26 protein-coding genes are annotated in these 26,886 nt (G+C 47.2%); 6 read left to right on the top strand and 20 right to left on the bottom strand.

Going from position 1 to position 26,886, the window contains the following annotated elements:
• Window positions 1–347: 347 nt before the first annotated feature.
• Window positions 348–3,101: a cation-translocating P-type ATPase gene (locus tag ACVA6Q_RS19215; RefSeq protein WP_446648587.1), complete on the top strand. Its 2,754-nt coding sequence runs from the start codon at window positions 348–350 to the stop codon at window positions 3,099–3,101.
• 152 nt (window positions 3,102–3,253) lie between these two features.
• Here ACVA6Q_RS19215 and asnC read toward each other — a convergent pair whose 3' ends face one another.
• A complete protein-coding gene (gene asnC, locus ACVA6Q_RS19210) occupies window positions 3,254–3,715 on the bottom strand; it encodes a transcriptional regulator AsnC (RefSeq protein WP_446648586.1) in 462 nt (153 codons plus the stop codon).
• 171 nt (window positions 3,716–3,886) lie between these two features.
• On the opposite strand from asnC, the gene ACVA6Q_RS19205 reads away from it, so the two are divergent.
• Both ACVA6Q_RS19205 and ACVA6Q_RS19200 read left to right on the top strand, forming a co-directional pair.
• Complete coding sequence (locus tag ACVA6Q_RS19205) at window positions 3,887–4,666, top strand: class I SAM-dependent methyltransferase (RefSeq protein ID WP_446648585.1); 780 nt, start codon at window positions 3,887–3,889, stop codon at window positions 4,664–4,666.
• Window positions 4,667–4,801: 135 nt separating this feature from the next.
• Window positions 4,802–5,329 carry a hypothetical protein gene (locus ACVA6Q_RS19200; RefSeq protein WP_446648584.1) on the top strand — a complete coding sequence of 176 codons (528 nt, stop codon included), beginning with the start codon at window positions 4,802–4,804 and terminating at the stop codon, window positions 5,327–5,329.
• A gap of 24 nt (window positions 5,330–5,353) precedes the next feature.
• Here ACVA6Q_RS19200 and ACVA6Q_RS19195 read toward each other — a convergent pair whose 3' ends face one another.
• Both ACVA6Q_RS19195 and ACVA6Q_RS19190 read right to left on the bottom strand, forming a co-directional pair.
• A complete protein-coding gene (locus ACVA6Q_RS19195) occupies window positions 5,354–6,232 on the bottom strand; it encodes a carboxylate/amino acid/amine transporter (RefSeq protein WP_353497432.1) in 879 nt (292 codons plus the stop codon).
• 103 nt (window positions 6,233–6,335) lie between these two features.
• Window positions 6,336–6,761 (bottom strand): universal stress protein, encoded by a 426-nt coding sequence (locus tag ACVA6Q_RS19190; RefSeq protein WP_353497431.1) that lies wholly within the window; start codon window positions 6,759–6,761, stop codon window positions 6,336–6,338.
• A gap of 311 nt (window positions 6,762–7,072) precedes the next feature.
• Between ACVA6Q_RS19190 and ftnA the strand changes: the two genes are divergently transcribed.
• The 3 genes from ftnA to ACVA6Q_RS19175 all read left to right on the top strand — a co-directional run bounded on the left by ftnA (window position 7,073) and on the right by ACVA6Q_RS19175 (window position 9,371).
• Window positions 7,073–7,600, top strand: a complete 528-nt coding sequence (ftnA, locus tag ACVA6Q_RS19185; RefSeq protein WP_042502012.1) for a non-heme ferritin — start codon at window positions 7,073–7,075, stop codon at window positions 7,598–7,600.
• Between the two features lie 69 nt (window positions 7,601–7,669).
• Window positions 7,670–7,993, top strand: coding sequence for a universal stress protein UspB (uspB, locus tag ACVA6Q_RS19180; protein ID WP_353497430.1), 324 nt, complete (start codon window positions 7,670–7,672; stop codon window positions 7,991–7,993).
• Window positions 7,994–8,183: 190 nt separating this feature from the next.
• Window positions 8,184–9,371, top strand: coding sequence for an NAD(P)/FAD-dependent oxidoreductase (locus tag ACVA6Q_RS19175; RefSeq protein WP_446648583.1), 1,188 nt, complete (start codon window positions 8,184–8,186; stop codon window positions 9,369–9,371).
• A gap of 186 nt (window positions 9,372–9,557) precedes the next feature.
• Here the strand turns inward: ACVA6Q_RS19175 and ACVA6Q_RS19170 are convergent, their stop codons facing one another.
• The 17 genes from ACVA6Q_RS19170 to ACVA6Q_RS19090 all read right to left on the bottom strand — a co-directional run bounded on the left by ACVA6Q_RS19170 (window position 9,558) and on the right by ACVA6Q_RS19090 (window position 26,661).
• Window positions 9,558–10,538, bottom strand: a complete 981-nt coding sequence (locus ACVA6Q_RS19170) for an aldo/keto reductase (protein ID WP_446648582.1) — start codon at window positions 10,536–10,538, stop codon at window positions 9,558–9,560.
• Window positions 10,539–10,779: 241 nt separating this feature from the next.
• Window positions 10,780–11,082: a PTS lactose/cellobiose transporter subunit IIA gene (locus ACVA6Q_RS19165; protein WP_446648581.1), complete on the bottom strand. Its 303-nt coding sequence runs from the start codon at window positions 11,080–11,082 to the stop codon at window positions 10,780–10,782.
• A gap of 11 nt (window positions 11,083–11,093) precedes the next feature.
• Window positions 11,094–11,402, bottom strand: a complete 309-nt coding sequence (locus tag ACVA6Q_RS19160) for a PTS sugar transporter subunit IIB (protein ID WP_446648580.1) — start codon at window positions 11,400–11,402, stop codon at window positions 11,094–11,096.
• An 83-nt stretch (window positions 11,403–11,485) separates the two neighbouring features.
• Window positions 11,486–13,699: a carbohydrate-binding protein gene (locus tag ACVA6Q_RS19155; RefSeq protein WP_446648579.1), complete on the bottom strand. Its 2,214-nt coding sequence runs from the start codon at window positions 13,697–13,699 to the stop codon at window positions 11,486–11,488.
• Between the two features lie 26 nt (window positions 13,700–13,725).
• Window positions 13,726–14,979, bottom strand: coding sequence for a phosphopentomutase (locus tag ACVA6Q_RS19150; RefSeq protein WP_446648578.1), 1,254 nt, complete (start codon window positions 14,977–14,979; stop codon window positions 13,726–13,728).
• A complete protein-coding gene (locus tag ACVA6Q_RS19145) occupies window positions 14,976–16,154 on the bottom strand; it encodes an alanine racemase (protein WP_446648577.1) in 1,179 nt (392 codons plus the stop codon). Before ACVA6Q_RS19145 ends, ACVA6Q_RS19150 begins: the two co-directional genes overlap by 4 nt.
• A gap of 75 nt (window positions 16,155–16,229) precedes the next feature.
• On the bottom strand, window positions 16,230–17,531 hold the full coding sequence (locus ACVA6Q_RS19140) for a YhfT family protein (protein ID WP_446648576.1): 1,302 nt from the start codon (window positions 17,529–17,531) through the stop codon (window positions 16,230–16,232).
• A 16-nt stretch (window positions 17,532–17,547) separates the two neighbouring features.
• Window positions 17,548–17,901: a DUF2620 family protein gene (locus ACVA6Q_RS19135; protein ID WP_112461437.1), complete on the bottom strand. Its 354-nt coding sequence runs from the start codon at window positions 17,899–17,901 to the stop codon at window positions 17,548–17,550.
• 40 nt (window positions 17,902–17,941) lie between these two features.
• On the bottom strand, window positions 17,942–18,820 hold the full coding sequence (locus tag ACVA6Q_RS19130) for a phosphotriesterase family protein (protein WP_446648575.1): 879 nt from the start codon (window positions 18,818–18,820) through the stop codon (window positions 17,942–17,944).
• Entirely contained in the window at window positions 18,817–19,188 is a 372-nt protein-coding gene (locus ACVA6Q_RS19125; protein WP_446648574.1) for a hypothetical protein, read from the bottom strand. The genes ACVA6Q_RS19130 and ACVA6Q_RS19125 overlap by 4 nt, the downstream gene beginning before the upstream one ends.
• Window positions 19,189–19,196: 8 nt before the next feature.
• On the bottom strand, window positions 19,197–20,087 hold the full coding sequence (gene yhfZ, locus ACVA6Q_RS19120; RefSeq protein WP_446648573.1) for a GntR family transcriptional regulator YhfZ: 891 nt from the start codon (window positions 20,085–20,087) through the stop codon (window positions 19,197–19,199).
• Between the two features lie 48 nt (window positions 20,088–20,135).
• The gene (locus tag ACVA6Q_RS19115) at window positions 20,136–21,026 is read right to left on the bottom strand and encodes a DUF7916 family protein (RefSeq protein WP_446648572.1); all 891 of its coding nucleotides are present in this window, start codon (window positions 21,024–21,026) and stop codon (window positions 20,136–20,138) included.
• A 63-nt stretch (window positions 21,027–21,089) separates the two neighbouring features.
• The gene (locus ACVA6Q_RS19110) at window positions 21,090–22,427 is read right to left on the bottom strand and encodes a PTS sugar transporter subunit IIC (protein WP_446648571.1); all 1,338 of its coding nucleotides are present in this window, start codon (window positions 22,425–22,427) and stop codon (window positions 21,090–21,092) included.
• 230 nt (window positions 22,428–22,657) lie between these two features.
• Window positions 22,658–23,587 carry a UTP--glucose-1-phosphate uridylyltransferase GalU gene (galU, locus tag ACVA6Q_RS19105; RefSeq protein WP_446648570.1) on the bottom strand — a complete coding sequence of 310 codons (930 nt, stop codon included), beginning with the start codon at window positions 23,585–23,587 and terminating at the stop codon, window positions 22,658–22,660.
• 79 nt (window positions 23,588–23,666) lie between these two features.
• On the bottom strand, window positions 23,667–25,007 hold the full coding sequence (locus tag ACVA6Q_RS19100; RefSeq protein ID WP_446648569.1) for an MATE family efflux transporter: 1,341 nt from the start codon (window positions 25,005–25,007) through the stop codon (window positions 23,667–23,669).
• On the bottom strand, window positions 24,970–25,677 hold the full coding sequence (locus ACVA6Q_RS19095; RefSeq protein ID WP_446648568.1) for an acyltransferase: 708 nt from the start codon (window positions 25,675–25,677) through the stop codon (window positions 24,970–24,972). The genes ACVA6Q_RS19100 and ACVA6Q_RS19095 overlap by 38 nt, the downstream gene beginning before the upstream one ends.
• 75 nt (window positions 25,678–25,752) lie before the next feature.
• On the bottom strand, window positions 25,753–26,661 hold the full coding sequence (locus ACVA6Q_RS19090) for a glycosyltransferase (RefSeq protein ID WP_446648567.1): 909 nt from the start codon (window positions 26,659–26,661) through the stop codon (window positions 25,753–25,755).
• Window positions 26,662–26,886: the final 225 nt, after the last annotated feature.

Below are 26,886 nucleotides of genomic sequence, written 5' to 3'. Positions count from 1 at the left end.
CGATAATGTCACTCACTTTCACACTTCGAAAAAACAGAAGTATCCTTTCAGCCAAAATTAGGTGTTATTTAACTTTACTTACAAAGCCTTGCTACGTTTGAGGCTCGAATAAAATCTAAGTTTGTTTTGAGTCAAAGAAGCGTCCTAGAGTGCATGCCAGCTCTCCGAAAGTTAATTACAGGGATATTCAGTTTCGGGTAACTTAATTTGGCTTTCCGCTTACGCATTAATTGTTAATAAAAATGCAAATTAAGGGCGGGGCGTTTTCATCATTTTATTCAGCGATTGCTTTTTATCGGTTTGTCATTCTACCGATGTCGACTGAATTTACTTGGAGAGTTACCCCCATGACTAAAAAATGGTTTACTGAAACCGTTGAGAACACTCAGCAGATGCAGGGTGTGTCGGCGGAGCAAGGCCTGACTTCACAGGAAGTAGCCGAGCGCCAATCACAATACGGAAAAAACGAGCTGCAAGAGAAGGCTGGCAAATCTGCGCTTGAGCTGTTTATCCACCAATTTAAAAATCCACTGATTTTCATTCTGGGCGTCGGTGCCATTGTTTCCTATTTCACCGGACATCTCGTGGATGCGATCGCGATTACAGCGATCATCTTTATCAACGCGTTGATTGCTTTCTGGCAAGAGTTCAAAGCTCAGAAAGGTATGGAAGCGCTACGTCAAATGGCGGCACCGTCGGCGCAGGTTAAGCGTGATGGTGAGTGGATTGACATCCCAGCGAGCGACATCGTTCCAGGTGATATCTTAAAAATCAGCACAGGTGACATCCTAGCGGCTGATGTACGTATTCTCGAGGCCAACCGTCTATCTATCGACGAAGCAGCGCTAACGGGTGAATCAGAGCCAGTAGACAAGACGTTTAAGGTTATCGAAGACGAAACCGTAGGCCTTGGCGACCAGCTAAACATGGGCTTTATGACCACGATGGTGACATCGGGTACAGGTCTAGGTGTTGTGGTTGCGACAGGTATGCAGACCGAAGTGGGTCACATCGCTGACCTAATGGCGAACACTGAAGAAACCAAGACGCCGATGCAAGAGCGCATGGACACCATTGCTAAAACGCTAATGCTAGTAGCCCTAGGCGTTGTAGCGGTTGTGTGTGCTATCGGTCTTTACTACGGTATGCCTTGGCTAGAGATCCTCAACACCGGTATTTCACTGTCTGTCGCTGCGATTCCTGAAGGCCTTCCGACGGTCATCACTATTGTTCTAACCATGGGTTCTACTCGCATGGTGAAGAACAATGCTCTGGCTAAGCAGTTGGCTGCGATTGAGACGCTAGGTTCAACCACGGTTATCTGTTCTGATAAGACAGGTACGCTAACTCAAAACCAAATGCAGGTAATGAAGGCGTACGATGCAAGCGGTCGTTACTGGCAAGTAAGTGGCAAAGGTTTCAGCCCTGAAGGTCAATTCAAGCCGCTATCGCACAGCACAGATGCCAAGCAAAGCCCTGAGATGATGAAAGGTCTGGTTGTCGCAACGCTATGTAACGATTCTGAATACATCATGGACGGCGACAAGTCGGCTGTGCGTGGTAACCCAACTGAGGGTGCACTGATTGTGGCAGCAGCGAAAGCAGGTCTGAACCAGTCTGAGATGCTAACGTCAGGTGGTTACTCTATCGTTGAGAAATTCCCGTTCGATTCTTCTCGTAAGATGGCATCGGTTATCGTGAAAGGTCCTGAAGGCAACCACTTCCTTGCTATCAAGGGTGCGCCAGATGTGATTCTTCGCAACGCAGCAGGCTTTATGGTTGACGGTACGTCTGTTGAGCACACACCAACAGCATCGGACGGCAACCTTGCGCTGGCGACTAGCCCAAGTGCTGAGATCGTTGCAAACTATGAAGCTGCGATTGCAAACTTTGCTCAAGACGCACTGCGTACGCTAGCCGTTGGCTTCAAAGAGCTAACAGAAGCAGACCTAGAGCGTGACTTTGAAGAGCTAGAGAAAGACATTACGGTATTGGGTCTCTACGGCATCATGGATCCACCGCGTCCAGAAGTACGCGATGCGATTGAAAGCTGCTACCAAGCAGGTGTGAGAACGGTAATGATCACCGGTGACCACGCGCTAACCGCTGCCGCGATTGCACGTGATATCGGTATCATCCGCAGCGAGAAAGATCTGGTTGTGACGGGTGCAGAGCTTGATGAGATGGACGATGACAAGCTTCGTCAGATCTGTCCGGAAGTTGCAGTATTTGCCCGTGTAACACCAGAGCACAAGCTACGTATCGTTCAGGCTCAGCAGTTCAACAACGAAGTAGCAGCGATGACAGGTGACGGTGTGAACGACGCGCCCGCACTGCGCCGTGCAGATATCGGTGTTGCTATGGGTATCACTGGTACGTCTGTAGCGAAAGACTCAGGTGACCTTATCCTACTGGATGACAACTTCAGCACTATCGTGAAAGCGGTACGCCAAGGTCGTCAAATCTTCGATAACCTTCGTAAGTTCATTCGTCAGGCTCTAACAGCGAACGTAGGTGAAGTATCGGTTATTCTGTTTGCGTTCCTAATGATGGGTCCAGAGGCTATCTTGCCGCTAACACCACTGATGATTCTATGGATCAACTTGGTATCGGATGGCCTACCAGCGCTAGCGCTAGGTGTTGAGCCAGAAGAGAAAGATCTGATGGAGCGTAAGCCTCGCAAACGTAACGAGAGCTTCTTCAGTGACCACCTAGGTACTCGTATCCTAACTCGTGGTCTAGCACTGGGTGGCATGAGCTACATGGCGTTCAACTGGGCACTAACCAACGGCTTCTCTGCGAACTACGCACAGACAATGGCATTTGCGATGCTAGTCTTTGCTCAGCTATGGCACCTATTTGACTCACGTACATTTACGTCGCTATACCGCAGAAATCCATTCACCAACAAGTACCTGTTGAGTGCAGTATCGGTGTCAGCGATTCTATCGCTAGGGGTTATCTACACAGGTCTAGGCCAGCTAATCTTCAACACGGAAGCACTGGCAGCAGGTCATCTATTCGGTGTCATCATGGCTGCATCACTACCGACGCTAGTTATGTCTGCAGTGAAAGAAGCAACTAAGACTAAGTGGGTTTAATCCTTCACTTGAAATAGTAAAAAGGCGCTCTGATGAGCGCCTTTTTTGGGTTTGGTGACGCACTAATAAAGGGTATCACACTCAACCATGTCGTCATTCCTGCGCAGGCAGGAATCTACTAACAGCGCGCGTTGACTGAACGCCCACCAAACCTACGGATTCACATTCCGACTAATCGGATTCTGCAACGAAATCAGCGTCTCCGTTGATTGCACCTCTTCAATCGCCTGCAGCTTATCGATCAACACATGCTGCAGCTCTTCAATCGAGCGGCACATCAACTTCACGAAGATGTTATACGCCCCAGTGGTGTAGTAGGCTTCGACCACTTCATCCAAGGCATTGAGCTTCTCAAGCGCCGAGTGATAGTCACGCGCTGCGTATAGGTTGATACCGATAAAGCAGCATACGTCATAGCCGAGCTTTTTGGTGTTCACGACTACCTCAGTACCCTCGATGATCCCGGCCGCTTTCATCTTCTCGATACGCACGTGAATCGTCGCTGGGCTCACATCAAACTGTTTTGCCATCTCGGCATACGGGCGACGGGCGTCTTCCATCAAGGTTTTTAGGATCGCTTTATCCAGCTCGTCGAGATTGTTGGTACCGTGCATATCGAATCCTTTGTCTGAGTGAGTGGGCGACATCGCTGAACACGTGCCGTTTCATTGGTGCACAAGCTTATCACTATTTTTGCGCAGTCGTCTTTGTGTCGATCACGCTTATTGGTCGTGCTATCGACTTGAGGTACACTGGCGCCCATTGTCTTATTTCGGAGTTTCACTTTGCACATTCAACTCATTTGCGAACATCAACCACGTCAACCAGAGCTTCAGCAACTTGCCGAGCGTTGGGGGTTGGTGGCGTCTGACGATTCCGAATTTGCATTGGTGCTGACCGAACAAAGACTCGAGCTTCGAAAGCTGGATGAACCGAAACTGGGCGCGATTTACGTCGACCTTGCTGGTGGTGCGGTGGCGCACAGGCGTAAGTTTGGTGGTGGCAAAGGTCAAGCTATTGCTAAAGCAGCAGGCTTAAACAAAGGGGCGACACCTACGGTGCTTGATGGTACTGCTGGTCTAGGTCGCGATGCCTTTGTGCTCGCATCTCTTGGCTGCAAGGTGCAGATGGTAGAGCGCCATCCTGTGGTCGCCGCATTGCTGGATGATGGCCTTGAGCGCGCCAAACAAGACTCTGAAATTGGCGAGTGGGTGAATGAGCGTATGTCGCTGCTGCATGCGTCGAGCCTAGATGCCTTAAGTGAACTTGCCGATGACAACGCCTTTATCAAGCCCGATGTTGTCTATCTAGACCCTATGTATCCGCATCCAGAGAACAAAAAGAAATCGGCGCTGGTGAAAAAAGAGATGCGTGTTTTTCAATCTTTGGTTGGCGCAGATACCGATGCAGACGGACTGCTTGAGCCTGCTCTTAAGCTTGCGGCAAAACGCGTTGTGGTCAAACGTCCAGACTACGCCGAGTGGCTGGATGAGAAAAAACCGACAATGGCGATTGAGACCAAAAAAAATCGCTTCGATGTTTATGTTAACGCATCAATGAGTTAATCCTTTCCTATATGTTTTTTGAGTAACTTGCTCTGGTGTAACTGGAGCAAGTTACTTGCAACCGCTGCCAATTGACGTTATATCTAACTAAGAATCATTCCTGTTTTCGTTGTGGTTAGTTGGAGATTAAGTGGTATGACCGTATCTGTTGGAAAGAAGCGACTGTGCAAGTTAAATCGTCGCGACATCAGTGACAACCTTGGTGCTATCCATCGTTTGGTCGCAGAACCTAAGTTCCTGTGCCGTTCTTGCTCACGTTCATCTGCCGATAAATCCACACTTTGCAAACCGGCGGCTATCCCGCCAGCATCTTGCCAAAGCAAGCCAATAGCTGAACAGCAGCAATGTGGTGTGTTAGCTGAAGCATTGCCGACCACAACTGTGCCGAAACTAACCAAGATTGCCAACAAAGCCGAGCCTAAACCAGCGGCCAACGTGGAAATGACCGAAGCGTTGAGGGTAGATGCTATCGATAAGAAATCACTGAAGCGTGCGAAAAAAGCACTCAAAGCGCAGAAAAAAGCGCAGAAGAAATTGCGTAAGGTACTGAAGAAAAGTCAGAAGCTGTTACGTAAGCAGAGCAAACTTGAGCACAAGTACCAGTTAGCGGCAGCTACGGTTGAAAAGCAGGTAATGAAAGTGCAGCCAGAACAGCTGCACTAATAAGATCTTTATTTCGAGCTAAGCCTAGCTGTTTGCCAGCTGGGCTTCTGCTTTTGGTTTGACCCAAAGCTCGTTGACCACGAGTGATAGCAAGATGATCCCGCCACCAATCGACAGTTTCACCAAGTCCACGTCGCGATTCCAAATCACAATATTAACGATAAGCCCCGCTGGCACCAGAAGGTTATTCATTACCGCCAGTGCGCCCGCGTTGACCATTGTCGCGCCTTTGTTCCAGATAAAGTAACCCAATCCAGAAGCAATGGTGCCTAAGTAGATAAGCACACCCCACTGCACGCCCGTTGTTGGCATCTTATCGAAGCTACCAAAAATCGAGAAGGCGATGGTGGCTACGATCGTCGCGCCAATATAGAAATAACCAAACACGCTATGCTGCGGCAGCTCAACCTGCTCTTGCTCCATCACGTATTTGTAACCCACCTGACCAATGGCAAAACAGAGGTTCGCGCCTTGCACGACCAAGAAGCCCATCAAGAAGTTATCGTTAATGCCAGCAAACTTGATGAACGCCGCGCCCGCGACCGCAATTGCCGCCGTCACCAAATACCATGGCGAAAAGCGACCTTTGAGCAAGTCATAGAACAAGGTGACGTAGATTGGTGTGAAAACGGTAAACAGCAGCACTTCCGGCACCGAAAGCAGCAAAAATGATTGATAGTAGAAGCAGTACATCAGTCCTAGCTGGATACCACCAATCGCCATCAGTTTGGCTTTGAGCTTGTTGGGAACTTGCTTGAACTTAGTGAACGGCAAAAAGACCAGTGCCGCTAGGACAACGCGCATTAGTACCGAAAACCAAGAATCAACCTGACCCGCGAGATAAACCCCAATTAGGCTGAAAGAAAAAGCCCAAAGCAGGGTAACAGAATAGAGATAACCCATAGTTAACAATTATCATTTAATAACAAATGCCGTCAGTGTAACACTTTTCGTCACGATGAGAGATCCGATCAAAAAAGGCTTCCGAAGAAGCCTTTTGCAATTTTTAGTCTTTGATCGGCACGACCAACATATCGACGGGTGAGGTGTTGATAAGCTGTCTGGTAGATGACAGGATTTTGCTCCAAAAGTCTTGATGGTGACCACACACCACTAAATCGACATTGTATTCACCAATGGTATCGCGCAACTCATTACTTAAGTCACCGCTGCCAACCAATGAATGTTTAATCGGGTAATTCGCGTACTCAGCAAATTCTCTTAGCTGAGTCATTGAGGCTTCCATGGCCTGATGCTGTGTCTCTGCCATATTGAGGTCAATCAAGCCGGTATAAAGCTCGGCATAGTTGACGTCGATATGAATAAACGATATCTCGGCATCCAATGGTTTCGCGAGTGAGACCGCTTTGTCTATGAGCATTTTGCTTTCTTCTGAGAGATCTAATGCGACCATAATATGTTTGTAACCCATAACGCACTCCTCCTGACGTTCGTCCTACTAAAAACATAGCATTTAACACCTGAAAATTATGCTGATGTGATCCCAAATCGGTCGTCATAGCTATAAAACTCTGCCTTGTCGTGACTAAATACAACGAGTCTCCCTCAATAATTTTCTCAATTACAAGACGACAAAATGTGAGCAAAGTCGCCAAAGTTTTCTAGAATCAAAGTAAGCGCTGAGTGCACAGTTGTTGCCAGGTTTGGGCATGAGATCAGAAGACTCCTCAATTAGTTATGTTATAGTGGCGTTAATTCCAGTTACGAAATTAGGAGTCGTAAATGCTTTCTCCATCTATGGTTCAACACCTGAACGAGCAAATTAACCTCGAATTCTTTTCATCCAATCTATACTTACAAATGAGTGCTTGGTGTGAAGACAAAGGATTTGAAGGCGCGGCAGAATTTCTTCGTAAGCATGCGGACGAAGAAATGCAGCACATGCAAAGATTGTTTACCTACGTAAGCGAAACCGGTGCACTGCCAATTTTGGGCAGTATTGAGGCACCTCGTCACGATTTTGAAAGCCTTGGCGATGTGTTCCGCGAAACGTACAAACATGAGCAGATGATTACGGAGAAAATCAACAAGCTGGCGCATGTTGCCTTCTCGGCTCAAGACTACTCAACGTTCAACTTTCTTCAGTGGTATGTTGCGGAGCAGCATGAAGAAGAAAAATTGTTTAAAGGGATCTTAGATAAGCTAGAACTCGTAGGTGAAAATGGACAGGCGCTATTCTTCATCGACAAGGATTTAGCAACGTTAGCAAAAGAGGGTTCTTCTTCCATTATGGACGCCCCTGCTGAGTAACATCAGCGTTTAAAAGACCATTGATTGTCTTTTTCTCTTGGGTGTCTAGGAAGACGTAGGGAGGAAAAGATGATCAGTGGAGACACTATTCTATTAGCATTGATGCTCATTACCTCAGTCAATATGGCGAGGTATCTGACAGCACTACGCGCACTAATTTTCATCATGCGTGAGGCACATCCGCTCTTGTATCAGCAAGTCGACGGACGTGGCTTTTTCACGACGCACGGCAATATGTCGAAGCAAGTGAGGCTGTATCACTATCTCAAAAGCAAAGAATACCATCACCACCATGATCCGGTGTTTACAGGTAAGTGCGATCGCGTCCGTGAGTTGTTTGTACTCTGTGTGGCGTTGACAGGTGTGACCTTACTTGCTGGCTTTATGCTTTAGACGATAGCTGACAATAGTGAGCCGGTTGCGGTCGTGTACGGCGCAACGAACTTGGTGTCAGTCTCCGGCTGCTTAGTAGCGTTGGAAGTGTTGGCTTTAATCGATGAAGCCGCTAGAATAGCGCCAGATTGTTGAAGGGATGTGCAATACGCACATCCTTTTTTTATTTGAATTTTGTCGGAAAACCGTGATGAATCAGAAAGTTGATGTGGTGATTATTGGTGCAGGCGCTGCGGGGTTGATGTGCGCAGCAGAAGCGGGCAAGCGAGGTCGTCGCGTGCTGGTGCTGGATCATGCAAAAAAACCAGGTCGTAAAATTCTGATTTCCGGTGGTGGTAAGTGTAACTTTACTAACTACGATGTGTCGGCAAACAACTATTTATGTCAAAACCCACACTTCGTAAAATCGGCGCTGTCGCAGTACACCAACTGGGACTTTATCTCGTTAGTCAGTAAATACGGCATCGAGTTTGAAGAGCGCGATCATGGACAGCTTTTCTGCTTAGAGTCAGCGAAAGACATCGTGAAGATGATGCTTTCTGAGTGTGAATCACCAAACATTCAGTTCCGCTACCAAACCGATGTGCATAGCATCGAGAAAACCGAGCAAGGCTTCTCATTACACGCCGATACCGACACGATTGAATGCGACTCTTTAGTGGTAGCAACCGGTGGCCTTTCAATGCCAAAACTGGGCGCGACGCCGTTTGGTTATAAGATTGCCGAGCAGTTTGGTCTTGAAGTAGTACCAACGACAGCGGGTCTGGTGCCATTTACGCTGCACAAAGAAGACAAAGAAGACTTTGCGGAGCTCTCTGGCATTGCCGTTCCAGCAGAGATTACGGCGAATGATGGTACGCTCTTCAAAGAAGCATTGCTGTTCACTCACCGTGGATTGTCTGGTCCATCGGTGCTGCAGATTTCCTCGTTCTGGAAGCCGGGACAAAACGTGTCGGTGAACCTAGTGCCAGAGGCAGATATTGAAGAGCTTCTGACGCGCTCGCTAGAGAAACATCCTAACCAAAGCCTGAAAAATACCTTAGCACGAGTATTGCCAAAGCGTTTGGTCGAAGTGCTGATTGAGCGTAAGGTGTTTGCGGATAAGCCACTTAAACAGTACAACCCGAAAGAGCTGGTGGCGATTCGTGAGTCACTAGAAAATTGGACCATTGTGCCAAATGGTACCGAAGGCTATCGCACTGCAGAGGTGACGTTGGGCGGAGTGAACACTAACCACCTTTCTTCTAAAACGATGGAGTGTAAGTCTATTGAGGGCTTGTACTTTATCGGTGAAGTCATGGACGTGACGGGTTGGCTAGGGGGTTACAACTTCCAATGGTGCTGGTCATCAGGATTTGTCGCGGGTCAGCATGTTTAATTATCGCAACAGAGTTCTATCGTAATTTCGATCGCATTCAAACTAGATTCCTGCCTACGCAGGAATGACGTACGTTTTGGATTTGTCTTACCCTAAAATTTCGTCACCCCTGCGCAGGCAGGGGGCTACTGCAAGCGCATTCCAAGCTTTAAATTGTCATTAGCCTAGCAACAGGCTCGAGAGCCGTTATTTTAGTTCCCATTTTTCTACAATCGCTTCGGCACGTGCCAGTAACTCAGTGCTCGATGTCGATTGCATGAACGCTGCGTTATCACGCACTTGCTCGACAGTGTGCGCGCCAGCAATCACAGGCCCTACTTCTTCTTGCGCCACAAGCCAGTGGATCGCTAAGTGTGAAAGCGGAATGTTGGCTTCTTTAGCCAGCGCTTTTAGCTCTTCAACACAGTTGAAGTAGGGTTCAAATGCTTCGCCATTGAGTTTAGGGTTGTTACGACGGTCGTCGTTCTCATCCCAGTTACCAGAGCGCTTTAACGTACCCGTCAGCAGACCCTGCATTAGCGGTGAGTACGGTAGGTACTTCATGTCGTGCTCTTTACAGAATGGCAGAGCCTCTTCGCGTGCACGGTATTGAAGTGGAATGTTGTGGTAATGCTCTGGGTTTTGCTCAAGTAGGTTGTAGAGACCTTGGAAGGTCGCCACTTCAACACCTGCCATCATTTCACGCGTCATATCGAGCGAGTAGTTCGATACGCCGACGTGGCGAATTTTGCCTTGTCGTTTAAGTTCAGCCAGTGCCTCTGCCGTTTCTGAAATTGGCGTGTTTGGATCTGGCCAATGCACTTGGTACAGGTCGACGTACTCAGTTTGCAGGCGTGTAAGAGAATCTTCAACCTCTTTGAAAATACTCGCTTTAGTCAAATCTTTACGGGTTTTCTTACGCGCATCTTGTGACCACGGTAAACCGCACTTGGTGGCGATAATGATCTGTTCGCGAGATTCCGTCTTTAGCGCTTGGCCAAGAACGATTTCTGCATGGCCTTTGCCATACACTGGCGCGACATCGAAAAAGTTGATACCAGCATCGACCGCTACTTTGATCGCTTCAATGGACTTTGGGTCAGAGACGTTATTCCATGTCCCGCCGATTGCCCAGCAACCAAAACCGACAGCGGAGGCATTAAGATCTTTGATTATTTTGTGTTTCATCGTTTGTGCCCCATCTCTTGTGCTGGCGGATTTAAGTACTGAGGCGGGTATTATCTCGTCTCAGCTGACCTTGTCTTGTTATTTATTTGTCATATTCTAACAAGGTTTTTTGTTATGACAAATCAAATACCTTTATGTGTGATTTTGTTCAAAAATGGGTTGAGCAAGAAGTTGGCTGGGGGAGGGGGAAGAAAATGCCTAGCTGGTTATTCTTAGGCATTTTCGATCTGTGTAGATTCGGTTAGTGCTGTGAGTGTAAATGTACGATTTCGCTCGCCAACTCATGGGCGAGGATAGTGGTCATTAGGTGATCTTGCGCGTGTACCATAATGAGTGTCATTGGCACTTTACCTTCGCCCTGATCGGCTTCAATTAGTTGAGTTTGAGTAAGGTGTGCTTCGTTAAGGCATTGTTTGGCTTGATCCAGTTTCCCTTGCGCTTGCTCGCAATCCCCTTGCCGACTCAGTGCCATCGCTTCAAAACATAAGCTTCTAGCTTCACCAGCATTACAAATGATGTTCATGACGACCATTTCTTGATCCATAATGCCTCCTCCTAGTTTGTTGCCAGCGCAAGTGCTTGCTCAAGTACTTTGTCACCTTTCATCATTCCATAATCCAGAGGTGAAATGACATCGATGCCTTTGCCAAGTTGTTCTGCCAAAGGTCGAAGTGCTGCGAGTTGAAATCGCACTTGTGGACCGAGTAAGCAAACATCAAACTCTTCTATCTTTTCAGCAAATGAAGAGACTGAATGGGCTTCTATTTGAGTCGTTAAGTTTTGTGATTCAGCGGCTTGCTGCATTTTTTTCACCAACATGCTGGTGGACATGCCTGCACTGCAGCAGAGTAGAATTTTAGTCATGGTTGTTCCTTTCTGAAAAGAGGAGGAGAGAGGTCTCCTCCTTGTTGTCTTATTGCGTTGAAGTATTTGGAAAGAACGAGTAATTAGCTCGCACAATCACCAACTAACTTCCAAGGACCACCTTGATCAGGCTGATTTCCAGTGTTCCACCATTTGGCTTCATAAATTTTGCCAGCGTAAACAGCTTGGTCGCCAGCCACATAGACTTGACCACCATCCCAAGCGCTCGGACAAGCGACACCTGGTACAAAGCTAACTTGAATCGTTAGGTCTGCAGTGACGTCATTGAGGGTAATAGTTGACTGGTTGCCATAGCTTTGACCATCGATCACAACAGATTCTATACGGTTACCTAGAGCTGGTATGATCTCGAGGGTGAAAGGTTTACCTTGCTGGACAAGAATATTGCCGGATGCATCTGGTGCTGGGAGTACACTGCCATCTCCTGAAATGGCCACTGTAGCGTTGTGGTAGACAGGAATATCAATAGTGACTTCACTAAAATTACCAGTAAAGCCACTAAAGTTGGCTGCGGTAAAGTCGGTCACCAATGTATTAGCAATAACAATCTTTTTCTTATCGCCTTTAGAAAAAGGCTCGATTAAAGAGAGCTCGGTATTACTGCCTACTTGGCTCAACTTAACTGCTGAGAAAGGAATTGGCTCGCCGGAAGGCACAGTGAGCTCAGTTTTTGCTGGGTCAAAATAGCCGACATCCAAGGTAACATTCCAGCCCCAAGTTAGGCTGTTTAATGGGACAATAAAGCCCAATCTGTCATAGCTGCCAGTAACATTGACGAACATATTTGGGTGAAGGTCAGCTAAAGTTAGTCCGACCAACTCATAAGAAGCATAGATACCCCCATCTGCGGCCTGAGGTCCGATGATGATTGAGTTATTTGTTTGGTAGGCTTTTAAGTGTTTAAAACCAATACCTGCCGTTCCTTTGAGTTTGTCGACCGCAGGGTTAAAGCCATCAACGACATACTTGCCTCTCCAAGCCATCTCATAGATATTAGACTCGAACACTACGTTGGAAAGTCCCGTGACTGATATGTCAGTAGCAGTGACACCTTGCAGTATCACTCGTTGCTCTGCTAGTAATAGCTCAGCACCAGAGGGAGTGTCTGTTACGGTAATATTTGGAATGGTATTGGTGGTGCTCCAGTTAGCGATAATGATTCTGTCGATACCAAGTGCAAAATCGGTGACTGTTGTTACACTACCTGCCTGCTCATTCAATTGAAGGGTGTCGCTTCCTGCGCCAAGTGTGACAACATCATTGCCCCAACCAGCCCAGATGAGCTCGTCATACTTTGAGCCTATTGCCGCGTTATCTGATGGGGAGTCAAATAGAGTCGCATACCCACCGAACTTATGGACGTACTTGGTAATACAGGTATTAATTTCATCACAAGTGATTTCATCTTTTGTAAGTAAGCGAGCTGTACCCCATGCGCCGCGAAGGTGTGCCGCAGCTAATATGCCAGACATAGTTGGTTTAACTGGGATAACATTCCCCTGTTCGTCATATCCTGTCACTACGTTGCCGAACTTGTCAGTACCAGGCCAAGATTTCGCTAAGGCTTGTTCCCACGTCATATTGGCATCATCGAGCAGTTTTGTAATGATTCCGTAGTTGAAGTGCATAGCATCACGCATGATCATCTCTTGACCATCGACGGTACGAAGATCTGCCATTGATTTGACGCCATTTTTTCCAGTAAATGTGCCCTCCCAGCGGTTCGTGTCCGTGACATAAACCATGTTGCCGCCCGAACCTTCAACTTCTACCAACGCTTCTGTCTTACAGCCCTGCCATGTAGAGTCAGGGACGAACATGTAGAAACTTTCATAGTTTTTGCCATCAACATCCACAGTTGTCGGGCTATAGTAGCCGGAGTCAATTAGTACCGCTTCACCCAATTGATAACCGATGAATCCCCATGCGTTCGTGGAGTTATACTGCATTTTGGTGAACATATCGGCGTTGTAAGGTGTGGTTGGATCGTAGTACTGGTTGACACCAATTTTAGTGAAGAATTCTCTAATAGTTGTTGGCTCAGAGATCATTTGACCAGTAGCGCAATCACGAACTAGCCGACCAGGGCTCGTTACCTGAGCGTAGGTGTAAACTGGATTGTCATAGTTTTCTAGGTAAAAGTCGGCAAGGCTCGGGTTCACACCTGATTCAAAATCTCTCAGTGAGTTTAAAAAATCTTGAACACCTCCCTGTTGGGTGTACCCCACATGACTGTAGGCGATCGCACAAAGTACAATCAAAGGTTTAAGTTTCATGTTATTTCCTTATTGGTTGTAGGTATTTAAATCTCGGATTTAGCATCCAAGTTTGTCGAGGAAATCGTTATTTCAGATAAGAATGAGCGACCACTTTCAGGTGCTGAGGCATCGAAGAAATCACACACGGTAGCGCCTAGGTCAGCCAGAGTGGTGCGTGTGCCCAATGGCTTGGATTGGACGTTGTGATGGTGGACAAGCAGTGGAACTTGTTCGCGAGTATGGTTGCTGTGGCCAATGAATGGGTCGTTACCATGATCGGCAGTAACTACCAGCAAGTCATGCTCGGTTAGTTTTTCTAGCACGGCATGGATCCCTTGGTCAGCGAGAGCCAGAACACGCCAATATTGCTCGGGATCTTGCTGATGACCGCTTAAATCAGTCTCTTGTACATTGAGGCAAAAGAAACCGTGAGCAACGTTATCGAGATCGTTTAGTAGCAGATCAAAAACAAGCGTTGTATCGACGATAGATGGATAAGACACGCCATGTGGATTACCAACAATGTCAGCGACTTTTCCATATAGGTAGCTTGTGGTATTGACGTCGTTTAGTTGGTGAGGAACCTGGGTCTTGATATTTACGCCATAACCTAAGTGGATGACTTCAAAGCCATAATCATACACCCCAGTTTTGGGTACGTTGAGGCCGATATACTTACCCTGCCGAGTTTGAATGGCATCGACAAGAGGCTTTAGGCTAGAAACGTGCCCCCCAAAAGCGATGTTGCGACTGGCTTTGTTGCAACTGCGAACATGAGCCGCAATATCGCGAAGTTGGCTGAAGCTAATTTGGTCTAAGTTGGCGCACAGGTTATAGACCTGTCCCAGATCGGCCTCTAAGTTATCCCCAATCAAGACGGCTCCGTTGACACAAAGCATGGCAAGTCCATCGCGGTATACGCGACTTACATCGTAGCTGTTGTTTAAGAGTTGCTGTTCTACTTCAGAAATACAGTCGCTAAATGGTGCGCGATGCGGAGGCTCGGGGTGAGTCCCCATAATTTCTTGGTGACCCATAAAAGTATCACCGCCTTCATGAGCCAAGTGCATTTTTCCCACGTTTGCTTTGGGATTGAAGAGCATGATGCTCTTTGAACATTCAACGGCGTTATTGAGTCCCAATTTTTCTAGCGTAGGTAGGCGTTGTTTAGAGAAATGAGACAGCAGTTTTCCTGCGGTATTTGCGCCCTTATCTTGAGGGCGAACCACGGGTACATCGGGCATTTCCCCAATACCAAAACCATCTAGGACAATGACAATACAGCGTTTATTTCTCATGTTGCATTCCTCACTAGCCTGCCCTGAGCATCCCAAGTTCCGATGATCTTTGGGTTACCTGTTTGAAGGCCTTCGATGAGCACCACTTCACTGCGGGTTACGAAAATTTGAGACCGGAAGGCTGCAACGACAGCACTGCCAATAGGCCATCTGTTCTTGAGTCGAAGGTGATAGTCGATACTGGTATCGTCATCATTAAAAACAGAAACTTCTTGGCATGACTGGTTTGTCTCATTGGGAAACACCAAAACTGAGCTTAATTGACCGCGTCGGTAGTAGCCCCCACCAAAACAGTAGCTATCGTGAAGGTAGTGGTGAGATATTTCGCTGAGGTAGAGCATGGCGATCGTCTCTTCTTGCTCTCCATCTCGATTGATTGGTGTTGTACCTGTGAGAGCGTGGCCGGGCTCAGCGTGTGTTGCCCCAAATTGAGCCAGCATCGGCAAGGTTGCGCAGCAGTTTAACGATGGGAGATTCAAGTGAGAGATTTGGCCGCCAAGTTTTTGCCACTTTTGGTGGGCGAGCTTTAACGTCTCGAGGTTTTCTGTTGCGCTTACGGAACCATTTTTGTTGGCAAGAAAACAGGGAAAGTGTGTCAGGCCACTCACTTCGATATTGGGGAGACCAGCAACTTGATCATAAACCTGCGCTATTTCTTCGAGAGGAAATCCAGACTCTTGGTTGGGATAAAACAGATCATTTGGTGAGATAAACTTCAACATGATGGACTGCTTGATACCTAACTCTACAGCAATGTTGGAAATCTGTTTTGCTTTCTCAATGCTAGTCACTGTGATGATTTCAGGGCGCGATGCCTGCATGATTTTATGCAGTAAGTGCTTAGGAGGTTGTACTAAATGACCTATGTGACTGACTTTAATGTCCAGTTGCTGAAATAGAAGCGCTTCTCGATAGTCAACACAGACAATTCCTGAAAAACCTACCTCGTCGACCAAACGCTTTGCCAAATAAGGGTTGCGACCTATCTGTTTTGTCATCGCGTACAGTTGAATGCCATATTGGTCAGCGGTGCGTTTCAGTCGCTGAGCATTGTTCAAAACGGCATCCACATCAATCACGTAGCTATCCGGTTGAATATGGCCAGAACGAAATAGTTGAACAGCCTTATCAATGAGCTGCGGATTGCGTTTTTTTAGGGCATGTAAAAACATCATCTTGCTCCAAAGAAGGCTGACCCAACCAAGGGGGAGAGGTGTGAGCCAGCCATATCGGTTAATCGACTAAATTGGTTAAAGGTTAAACAGGCCTATGAAGTAAAATAGGTTTAGTATTACGCCTGTTAGAATTGCAGCGACTGCGGGGGCGGCGATTTTAAGAACTGGGCGTCCCAATACCTCGTTGAGGTAATACAGCATGGCAAAGATAGTAAAGCCGGTGGTTTGACCCATTTTCATGACAGCCAGAACCCCTCCTATGAGTAGCGCAAACTCCATCAAGGTATTCATTGCGTCACGGATATTGTCTGAGGCGTTGCGAATAGAAGGAAATCGCTCTAACCCATGCCCCACTGTCCTTAGTAGCCAAATTTCCAAACAAATGGTGGCCGCCCCGAGTAGCATGGCGATTGGGACATTTGGTGATAAATAGCCGACAACAAAAACAAAAGTGAAACCAACCACACCGTACACACCCGTTGTCAAAGCGGTGGTTGCGATTAATGGGATGAATCCTAATCCACGCATAAGCTCTGATAGTGCGACTTGATTAATCGCAGCTTGCTGCGCTTGGGCATCTTCGATCCGATAGGCGTCGGCAAGGGCGTAAATAGAGACCTCAGAGCCTGCAAAAATTCCTTGCTGAGCGACGGCGGCAATCAGGGCACCAACAAACGCCAAAATTGGGAGATAACGAACAATTCGTTTGCTACGCTGTTCAAATAAACTGTGCATACCGGACATGTCGGGTGGAGTTTGCCCAGCGGCTCGATCTGCGAGATCTTTTCTGATCGCCAAGCCAACTAGAAACAACATACCAACAAAGATTTGGATAGATTCAGGGTATATCCCGGTGTGCTGTATGACTAATAAGCGAGTGGCGAGCATCACTAATGCTGTGATGACTCCAGATTTCCACCCAAATTGGTAAAACACCGCGACCAGAGGAAACAATGCGAACGCAGACATGACAGGAGTACCTAGTTCCGCCAGCGCACCCAGCGCATCAATCGGCAGGCTTGTTAATGCTGAATTGACAGCAGCTAAAGATGTAATGACTAATAGCCCCCAAGCTGCCCCTGCCAGGGCTGCCAATAGTCGACTTCCAATCATTACACCCAAAATATCGGTAGGCAGGAATAATAGCCAAGGGTTAAGCAAACCCGTCGAAAGAGTGAAAGATATGCCAACGGAAGCGACGAAACCTATTGATAGTCCAAAAGCAACAGAGCCAGCATCACGTCTCGACATACTGCCTTCGTAGAGCTGAGGTAGTATTGGGCGAATACCATCGTGAAATACAGCTACGCTAATATTTGCGACGAGCGCGGTCGTGGCGCACAGTACAATGACTGTGACCATAGATATAAGATCCATTTTTTTGCTCCTAGATTTAGCGGCTCAATGCGCTCATCAATATTGGAATCGCGTGCTCGACATGCTCCACAGAGAGTCCGAAGGCCACCTTGCCATCACTCACAAACCCTGCAACCTCATCGGGTTTGGCTTGTACGGAAGGTTTGGCGATGGTGCAGCATTTATCGAATCCAATAATTGCCATCGCGATCGAAAGAGCGGCACCTGCACCTGTGTTGCAGCATCCAATATAGAAGTCGAGGTCACCAGACTTAACGCGACTGGCTGCTTCCATATCATTGAGAATATGAACTTCAAATTGGTCGGAGAAGGGTAAAATTTGTTGCCTAATTTGTTCTCTTTGTAGGCCTGCAATAGCTATTTTCTTCATTGTGGCACCTAATTGTTTCCATTCGTTTTTAGATGAATTGTTATTTGAATAATGTATAGGGGTTGGTAATCAACATTGTGTCGATATCGTTTTGGCTAAAGCCATTCTCGAGTAACTTGGGGACAAAGCTTGTAAGCAAGTAACTAAAGCCCAAGCCTCCATTTGCCTTGAGGTGAGAACGCCTTGTCACGTCCATCGACAACATAACTTTGCCTAAATAGTTGCGCTTCTTTAGCTCTAACAACATCTCGATTCTTTTGTCGTCAGGGTAGTAACTGTGCTTTCCAATGGTATCGAATTGGACGTAGCAACCTTGTTCGATAAGCCAGTAGATATCATCTAGATTGGTTTTTAAGTCACAATGACCAATGGTGATGTGTTCGGGGCTCACCCCAAGAGAGGCTAAAAACATCACTTGTTCTCGTCCCATCGTGCTGAGTGACTGGTGTGTTGAAATTGGTCTCCCTGTCTCTAAATGCGCAATGGCAGCGGCTTCAAAAACTTTTTGCTCTAAAGGTGTGAAAACGTTGTAACTAGTACCAATTTCGCCAATTACGCTAGCTTTTAATCTGCTGCCTTCTATTCCTGAGCAAATCTCATTGATCATCACGTCAGCAAGTTGCTGCGCAGTACAATAGGTGACTTCCGGGGGAAAGAAACCTTCAATGTAGTGGCCAGTAGATACTAGGATGTTGACACCGGTGTCTATCATAAGCTGCTCTAAAAAGGGAGCATTGCGCCCCATATGAGCATTGGTTACTTCAACAATGTTAGAGACGCCTAGTGCCTTCAAATCTATGAGCTCCTGACGGATATTGTCATATTGGTCAAGCCGACAATCTAAATCACCCTTTTGAATAGATAGATCGATATATAAGTGCTCATGACAGTAGGTATAACCGGGGGCTATTATGCTCATAACAAACTTCCTTCTTTCGCCATGTTCAACCCGACCAAATTTGCCATGAGATAAGAGAGTTCTGCTTCTGGAACACTGTGAATGCCAAAGCCAAGTAGAATCTCATTGTTTAACTCTGACAGCGCTTGATAGTCCGGCACTTCCCTGATTTCACTCCAGATATCTTCATCTATCGATTTGGTCATTGGTTGATGGCTGATAACACGATCAACTGCGCGGCACAGGTGAATAAGCAACATATCCAGTTGTTCACTGCCTACCATTTGTGGCCAGCGTTGCGCCAACAAATTCTGGGCATGTAGACCACCGTTATAAGCGGTGTCACTGATTACTCCGGCTTTCGCAAGTAAATTGAGTTTACTATCCATAATAAATCCTAATAACTTGGGAAAATGTCACCATGGATGACTTGCTGCTGATGACTTATAAGGGCGTCTATATCGAGCACTTTGGTCAACAGACTGCGCAGGTATTCACTGTCTTTGCGAACCAAAAGTACCGCTTCGCTGGCCTCTCGAGACAAAGGGGCGTCTAACAGGGAGCGTTGCTCTAGCCCAAGAGCGCTCATCTCTACCGCCTCTGGGAGCCAAATTACAGCGTCGATTTGTTTATTGTTGAGACGATTAATGCCATCGCCGTAGCCAATTTCAACGAGTTCAATTTCTCTATCAGAAAAGAACTGTTCAGTGAGGAGAGTCTGATCGGGAGAGTCAGAATCAACACCCACGCGACGGATTTTTTCGTATTCCCCTTGACGGAAAATGAGCTTGTGTTCATTGGTATAAGAGTGCTGCCCCAGTTCCAAAGCGATCATCAACTCCTTGTCATGAGTCTTGGCGGCAGCTTTAGACATTATTGCAATATCATACGTTCCCGCTTCTAGGCACTCTGCTCGTGTATGTGCGCCTCGCATGTGAGCAAAGTAGAACGGTACTTCATTCATTTGCACCTTAAGGGCGCTCGCCAGTCCTTCATAGTGCCTGGTGTATGGTAAAGGCATGGCGCAAACGAGGTGGCTGATACCTGCCAGCCTAGTTAGGATCTGCTCATCAAGCGACCGAATACAGGTACCATTGCGTCCTTGCCGTTGAAAAGTCGCGCCCTTGGCTTCTTCTATAGTCGTTAAGGCTTTTTGAGCAAAACCAACAGAAATTTCATAGCGCTCAGAGAGTTGATCAATGGTGACCAGCCGATCTCCGACGTGAGTGGTCAGCAAGTATTTTGAGATGTTGATGATGGCTGAGCCTTCACGGCTAATGTATTTCATAGTTATTTACTCTTGATGAACTCTGATTTAGGGAGCGTTTTCTATGGGCTAACGACGGTTGGCCATTCGCTTGAACTGATGGCGCCTGCCACGAACGGTTAACCCGAGACGAAGAATATTCTCAGGTACCGCTAAGCCACTATATCCGCCATCCCCAATGTGGATGATGTCCGCACCAGCGGCTTTCGCCTCCATAGCCACTTGCTCAATGTAGCTTTCCGTTCCACCTTCTTGTGAAGTGCCAATGGCCAGCAATCCGAGCATGTTTTGCTTATGAACTTCACTGATTATTTCGCAGGCCATATTTGTCGTGATACCCGGAGTGGTATAAGGGGCTGGGAACATCATGATATCTGCTCCCGCTTCTGCGAACTGTCGAACAAACGACAAGCTGTAGTCATTGCCAACACCACCGCCGTGCATTTTTCCCGCTATGATGATGATGTCTTCCGATAATCTACGAACTAAAGCAATCGCATCTAAGATCGTTTCTTGGGAGACTTTCATTCCGGGGTTACCTGTTAACATGATGTAGTCCATACCAAGCTCGATGGCTTGAGTCACGGAGGCCTCTGATACTGCGCGACCGACAGGGATATGAGTAACATCTGCTGGAACTGGCTCGAGATTGCATCCAACCAATCGACCAGTAAAAGACTTAACGGTGTTGATGTCTAAGCTTGTTGCTGTGCCGTGACCCTCTCCGCCCAACACTTCGACTTTGGCATCGAATACATCAAGGCAGTTGAGCGTGATCATGTCTGCACCAAATGCCGCAGCAATCTCAGGGTTGGATACCAGATCTATGGCGGGCTGCATGGTAGTGACACACTCCGCCATAATGGTACGGCCTTCAGCCAGTTGGATAGCCGCTAAAATATCTTGGCGAGAGGCGGTTAGAATATCTTCTCGAGTGAGATCAAATACGCGTTTCTTCATGGTAAACCTCGTTGAATAGAGCCTTAGCTGGGTTGGTGTAAGGCTCTGTAATAACTGATTTAATTAAGCTTTCTCAGGCTTCAAGTTAGATTCTTTAGTGGAACTTTCTGCATCAACAATGCCTTCTTCAACCAGTAACTGGCGTTCATGCATCTTAAAGAATGGGTAATAGATAATGACGCTCACGACGACACAAACCATGACGACAGCTGCTGCAATGGTGGAGTTTGTGGCGATAACCGCACCAATTGGTGCTGGCATTGTCCACGGTGGCAGAGCGATGATTTTGCTGACCAGTTCCGTTTTGAACGCCATCCATACGATGCAGGTATTGACGATGGGTGACAGCAACCAAGGAATGAAGTAAGTCGGGTTCATAACAATTGGTGTACCGAAAATCACCGGTTCATTGATGTTGAAGGTGCCGGGAACAATCGACATTTTGCCAATGGTTTTCAAATGACTGGAACGAGAACGCATCATCAGCACAACAAATCCCCAAGTACCACCCGCACCACCCACAAAGATGAAGAAGTCGAGAACAGGGTTAACAAAAATCTTAGGCAGAGCCTCACCCGCGGCAAGTGCTTCTTGGTTCAGGCCCAAGTTAACAATCAGGATTGGATATAAGATCCCGGTCACTACCACTTGCGAGCCATGAATACCTGCAAACCACAGCAATTGAATCATGATGACCGCGATCAAGCAGGCAAAGAAAGAGTCAGAAGCGAGTACCAAAGGTTGGAATAGCGACATGATTGCTGATGGAATGTTGAGCTCAAAGTTTCCTAATACACCGTTAAACACCATGACAATGGTTGCTAAGATGAGTACGGTGATCAGTACATCAAACGAGGCAGAAATCTTCGGTGGCACGGCCTCAGGCAGCTTAATGTGCACATTGTATTTAATAAGTACGCGTTGTAATTCTGGTACCAACAAACCACATAAAATAGCGGTAAATGCACCTGAGCCACCCAAGTAGGCGATAGGCATAATGCCTCCCACCTCATCGAGAAATTGCACCGGTGATACAGCGAGTAAAAACGTGAACATAGAGAGTAGCCCAACGTTCACCGGAGGAAGTTTGTAAGATTCAGCAAGGTTGTAAGCAATGCCAAAGGCTGCATATAGGGCGAATATCCCCATGCTGATCTGGAATGGTGCCAGAATGTTGTCTCGACCGATAAATTCGACAATCGCTGTCCAACCATCTAAAAACCAGTTGCCAGTAGAAGGGGGAAAGGCAAGTACCAATAGTAGTGAGCCAGCGATCAAAAATGGCATGGTGGCAACAAAGCCGTCTTTGATGGCGTTAATGTGTCTCTGTCCGGAAATTTTTGCTGCTAAGGGACCAACGGTTCTTTCAATGAGTCCCATAAGGTTGTTCATGCTAGACATGTGCTTTCCTTAGTCTGAGTAGGGGAGGTTTATATCTTCATTATTTTGAACAAATAATATTCTCACTAGCAAAGTGGTTAAACATTACTCAGTTTGGGGTGCGTGTCACTTCACTATTATAAATATTCAATCGATTGAATATTTTAAGTGGGTCGCAAAATCTGTTGTGATTTCGGAAGGAGAAAGCACACTGAACATGATGCAACAGTGTGCTTCTAGATAGGTTTTCTTTATGCCGCGATAGAGCCCGCATCCTGAAACGGTCTGAGCGTCAAATAGTCCCCAAATGCACCTTGAAGTTCAGGGTGTCTTAACCCAAATTCCACACACGCTTTCATATAACCTAGTTTGTCGCCGCAGTCGTAAGAGACGCCCGTCATGTGGAATGCATTGACCACTTCGGTTTTCATCAAGCTTTCAATCGCATCGGTAAGCTGGATTTCACCGCCGACACCGGCAGTCGTATGTTTTAGTTCGTGCCAGATGCTTGGCGATAACACGTAGCGGCCTACGATCGCCATGTTAGATGGTGCTTCATCGATGGCTGGCTTTTCTACAACCGCTTGCAGAGGCGTATGTTGACCGGCAAGGATGGCGGTGCCATTACAATCTGCAATGCCGTACTTATTGACCTCTTCAGGCGCTACCGGCTCGACCATGATGACGCTTTGTTGACTTTGGTGGTAGCTGGTTAACATGTTGGCGAGGTTATTGTTGTTCTCTTTATTATGAGCGCAGCTCAGCAGTACATCGGGCAGTAGAATCGCAAAAGGCTCTTCGCCAATGACTGGCTCTGCGCATAAAATCGCGTGTCCTAAACCTAGCGCCGTTCCTTGGCGAACTGTTGAGATGGTGACATCTGCTGGGCAGAGTGCACGCACTTGCTCAAGTAGCGTATCTTTGCCTTTTTGCTCCAGAATTTGCTCAAGCTCGAAGTTGCAATCGAAGTGATTTTCAATCGCTTGCTTGGAGGCGTGAGTTACCAGCACGATATCTTTGATGCCTGCCGACACGCACTCTTCAATGATGTATTGAATCAGAGGTTTATCGACTAGCGGTAGCATCTCTTTTGGGATTGCCTTGGTCGCGGGAAGCATGCGAGTACCAAGACCAGCAACAGGGATTACGGCTTTGGTTACGGGGGTATTTGCGATTGTCATAATGTGTCCTTAATTAAATTTCTATCCTTAGTGGTTGCCCAGAAGCGATGAAGGGGATTCGCTTTTGGACATGATGCGGCTAGGCGTTGATGTGATCAGCGTGAACTTTGATCCAATCGCCAAAATGCAGCCGCAGCGTACAAAGCGTGATTTTCAAACATTCCTCAGCCACCACAAGCAGTAGGATGTACTCCAAGCGAATGTTGAGGGAGAGAAACAGCGCCGTGCAGGGCAGTAAGAAGCCCCATTGGCAAAAAATATCGACCCATAAGCAAAACTTGGCGTCGCCGCCAGCGCGCAGAATGCCCAAGATGAACATCATCGATAGTCCTTTAAAACTGATAGAGAGAAGCATGACGTTGAACGCTAAATTGGCGGTGTCTGCACGATGCAGAGCTTGATCAGCAATGAAGTCGATAATCAACGGCTTTAAGGCAAACAGGGTCAGCGATAGCATTAGCCCGGTAAGCAAACTCAGAGTGATATACCTTGGTATCAGCGCACGAATGGTTTCAGTTTCCCTCTGGCCCGAGTGATTACCGATGATCACTGAGGCGGCGGTCGCGAAGCCAATGAGCAGTGCGAGAGTCAAGGATTCAATCGGCGCCATCGCCCCAAGCGCGATCAGCAAATCGTCGCTGGTTTTACCTAATAAGGCGTGGAATACATATAGCCCTAGCGACCAAATGACACTGTTTAGTGCCGCAATCAGCGACAATTTGGCCACCACTTTACTGTCGCGAAGTGATGTGCTGGCGGCGATAGTGGCCAGTTTGTGAATGGGAAACCAACGCTGCCAATGCACATAGCTAAGTAGCAACAAGGTCTCGATGCTGGCGGCAATCAGAGTGCCAAAGGCGACGCCTTTCATGCCATATTGGTCAATTAATAAGATATTGAAACCAATATTAAGTGTCACACCGATGAAGCTGATCACCGTAGCAGGCATCGGCTTAAACATAGTGCGCAGCACGGTCGCCGCGGTTAGCGCAATGGCAAACAGCACTAAGGTCGGAGAGATGATCAGCAAATAGTCCGCGCCGCGCTCAATAATGGTTGGGTTGGTGCTACCAAAAGTCATGATCGGCTGGCTAAGGAGCGCGAGGCTAACAGCACACAATAGGCCGACACCAATCGCGAGCCCGAGCATGATCAGCATGGCACGCATGAATTTGTCGTTGACCTGTTTATCAAAGCATTGCGCCAAGAGCTGCCCACCCCCCACCGATACGCCAATCAAGCAAAAGCTGACGATCATCTGTGCCTTAGTGGCGAGCCCTAACGCTGCCATGTCCAAAGGGTTAAGCTGACCAAGCATCACGGTATCGACCATGCTTTTACTTGAGAACAGCATGGTCTGCAGCGTGACAGGCAGAGCAAGACTAAGCAGCGTGTGCAGCCAGCGCGGATTGACGCTCATGCTCAGCTCCTTGATCGAGTGTTTTCACGACTTTGGCAGGGTTGCCAAGAGCAATCGCGTTGTCTGGTACGTCGTGGTAAACCACACTGTTGGCGCCGACAATGGCATTGCGGCCGATGCGAACGCCTTTCAAAATGGTTACGCCCATGCCAATCCACGCACCATCGTCAATGGTTACAGGGGACGACGGCGTGCGTTTTACTTCATCAGCCAAACCGCGGCCCACCACGGGGTGGCCGCTGCAATCCATAATGGTGACGCGCGGGCCAAACATGATGTCGTTGCCAATAGTGACGCGCTCGTAGCAGACAATATTGGTGCCTTGCAAAATCACGTTGTCGCCGATGGTAATCTCCCCTGCGTCACGGTGGTTGGCTTTGACCAGTGTCAGTCTGACCGGCGAGTTTTCAAACCCCACTTCGTTTTCAGAATAGACTTGGGTGTTAGTGCCAATGCGAATGCGGCCCTTGAAATCATCAGCTTGGATGAGTGCTTTGGAGCGATCCATGTTGCCGTAGGTCTCATCGCGAACGAAGGTATAGCCAATATGGGGAACGCCAATCAGTCCCGTGTTGTCGCCGATGATCACGTGATCTTCAAATTCAGGAAAAAACGTCGCGCTGGTTTGGCTTTTATCGATAGGGAGCAGGTTTTCATATATACAAGTCATACAACATCCTTGTGTTATGTTGACTCACCTTCGTGGGGGCGAAGGTGAGTGTATCGGGTGGCAGGTGTTTGGAAATTAGTGAATATCGACGAAGTTTGAACGTCGGAATAATGGGTTTTCGTAAGGGCGATAGAGCTGAATGATTTTGTTCAACGGCACACCGTCTTCACGATGATCGACGTTGTAGAAACTGGTTTGCCAAATTTGGTATTTCTCATGGATGCGTCTAGCCGCATCGTTAGAGTGGTCGTCGCTGTCGGAAACTTCTTTCGGGTGAGGCCAATGGAATGAACAGATGGTTTTGTTCATCATAAATTGGTTTTTGTTGAGGAATAGGCGGATGCCTAAATCGACATCTTCGCCACCCCAGGTATTGAAGGACTCATCAAACAGACCAGCTTTGATGAGTTCGCTGCGCTCGGCAGAGACGTGGCAGGTCCAGAATAGGTCAAATGGTGCAGGCCAGTCACCGATGTTCTCACCCATATCCTCATACTGTTTTTGACGAATGTCGTGAGCGCCTTGCTGCTTAAGGTGCAGTAAAGTTTTATCGATATCGCTGGCGTTTAGGATCGGCTGCAACGACTCCAGTGTTTCGGCATCAACATCGAAACCATACACATAACCAAGGACAGCAATCGGCGTTTTTGACGACTTGTGAACACGTAAATGCTCTTCAAGAGTAATGGTCGACAGCAACACGCCTGTATCGATGTAAACAATGTACTCACCTTCAGCCGCCATGGTGCCAATGTTGCGCGCTTTACCGGCGCGAAATCCTTTGTCATGTTGCCAGAAATATTGAATGTTCAAGCGATCTTTATAGCTTTCAGCGACTTGTTTACTGTTATCACGCCCGCCATCGTCGACGACGATGACTTCGAATAGCGCTTTGTCGAGTGTTTGCGACACCAGTGAATCAAGTGTGTGGGCAAGCAGTTCTTGGCGATTGTACGTTGGAATAACAACACTGATTTTTCTCATTTTTCATCCCTCTAAAATGAAACTAGTTGCTAACTTTGTACATGCATATTTTTTCGTGTTCAACATCGCAAATTGGATTTATTTTTCTTTGTAAAATAATGTTTCTAAATATTTACCCATTAAAAACAATGCCTTAGTTTTGATTTTTTAGGCTTTGCTCTATTTTTTGTTTCGTGAAGTGACTCGAGATATGGGATGAAAAAAGATTCGTTGTGACATTCATCA

It is taken from the genome of Vibrio sp. DNB22_10_4 (assembly GCF_052879755.1).
This window is presented reverse-complemented; position numbering and strand designations above follow the sequence as displayed.

Bases quoted from the DNA above. Each gene is read 5' to 3' on its own strand.
- ACVA6Q_RS19215 (WP_446648587.1), top strand. From the start codon at position 348: ATGACTAAAAAATGGTTTACTGAAACCGTTGAGAACACTCAGCAGATG.
- asnC (WP_446648586.1), bottom strand. From the start codon at position 3,715: ATGCACGGTACCAACAATCTCGACGAGCTGGATAAAGCGATCCTAAAA.
- ACVA6Q_RS19200 (WP_446648584.1), top strand. From the start codon at position 4,802: ATGACCGTATCTGTTGGAAAGAAGCGACTGTGCAAGTTAAATCGTCGC.
- ACVA6Q_RS19195 (WP_353497432.1), bottom strand. From the start codon at position 6,232: ATGGGTTATCTCTATTCTGTTACCCTGCTTTGGGCTTTTTCTTTCAGC.
- ACVA6Q_RS19190 (WP_353497431.1), bottom strand. From the start codon at position 6,761: ATGGGTTACAAACATATTATGGTCGCATTAGATCTCTCAGAAGAAAGC.
- ftnA (WP_042502012.1), top strand. From the start codon at position 7,073: ATGCTTTCTCCATCTATGGTTCAACACCTGAACGAGCAAATTAACCTC.
- uspB (WP_353497430.1), top strand. From the start codon at position 7,670: ATGATCAGTGGAGACACTATTCTATTAGCATTGATGCTCATTACCTCA.
- ACVA6Q_RS19175 (WP_446648583.1), top strand. From the start codon at position 8,184: ATGAATCAGAAAGTTGATGTGGTGATTATTGGTGCAGGCGCTGCGGGG.
- ACVA6Q_RS19170 (WP_446648582.1), bottom strand. From the start codon at position 10,538: ATGAAACACAAAATAATCAAAGATCTTAATGCCTCCGCTGTCGGTTTT.
- ACVA6Q_RS19165 (WP_446648581.1), bottom strand. From the start codon at position 11,082: ATGGATCAAGAAATGGTCGTCATGAACATCATTTGTAATGCTGGTGAA.
- ACVA6Q_RS19160 (WP_446648580.1), bottom strand. From the start codon at position 11,402: ATGACTAAAATTCTACTCTGCTGCAGTGCAGGCATGTCCACCAGCATG.
- ACVA6Q_RS19155 (WP_446648579.1), bottom strand. From the start codon at position 13,699: ATGAAACTTAAACCTTTGATTGTACTTTGTGCGATCGCCTACAGTCAT.
- ACVA6Q_RS19150 (WP_446648578.1), bottom strand. From the start codon at position 14,979: ATGAGAAATAAACGCTGTATTGTCATTGTCCTAGATGGTTTTGGTATT.
- ACVA6Q_RS19145 (WP_446648577.1), bottom strand. From the start codon at position 16,154: ATGATGTTTTTACATGCCCTAAAAAAACGCAATCCGCAGCTCATTGAT.
- ACVA6Q_RS19140 (WP_446648576.1), bottom strand. From the start codon at position 17,531: ATGGATCTTATATCTATGGTCACAGTCATTGTACTGTGCGCCACGACC.
- ACVA6Q_RS19135 (WP_112461437.1), bottom strand. From the start codon at position 17,901: ATGAAGAAAATAGCTATTGCAGGCCTACAAAGAGAACAAATTAGGCAA.
- ACVA6Q_RS19130 (WP_446648575.1), bottom strand. From the start codon at position 18,820: ATGAGCATAATAGCCCCCGGTTATACCTACTGTCATGAGCACTTATAT.
- ACVA6Q_RS19125 (WP_446648574.1), bottom strand. From the start codon at position 19,188: ATGGATAGTAAACTCAATTTACTTGCGAAAGCCGGAGTAATCAGTGAC.
- yhfZ (WP_446648573.1), bottom strand. From the start codon at position 20,087: ATGAAATACATTAGCCGTGAAGGCTCAGCCATCATCAACATCTCAAAA.
- ACVA6Q_RS19115 (WP_446648572.1), bottom strand. From the start codon at position 21,026: ATGAAGAAACGCGTATTTGATCTCACTCGAGAAGATATTCTAACCGCC.
- ACVA6Q_RS19110 (WP_446648571.1), bottom strand. From the start codon at position 22,427: ATGTCTAGCATGAACAACCTTATGGGACTCATTGAAAGAACCGTTGGT.
- galU (WP_446648570.1), bottom strand. From the start codon at position 23,587: ATGACAATCGCAAATACCCCCGTAACCAAAGCCGTAATCCCTGTTGCT.
- ACVA6Q_RS19100 (WP_446648569.1), bottom strand. From the start codon at position 25,007: ATGAGCGTCAATCCGCGCTGGCTGCACACGCTGCTTAGTCTTGCTCTG.
- ACVA6Q_RS19095 (WP_446648568.1), bottom strand. From the start codon at position 25,677: ATGACTTGTATATATGAAAACCTGCTCCCTATCGATAAAAGCCAAACC.
- ACVA6Q_RS19090 (WP_446648567.1), bottom strand. From the start codon at position 26,661: ATGAGAAAAATCAGTGTTGTTATTCCAACGTACAATCGCCAAGAACTG.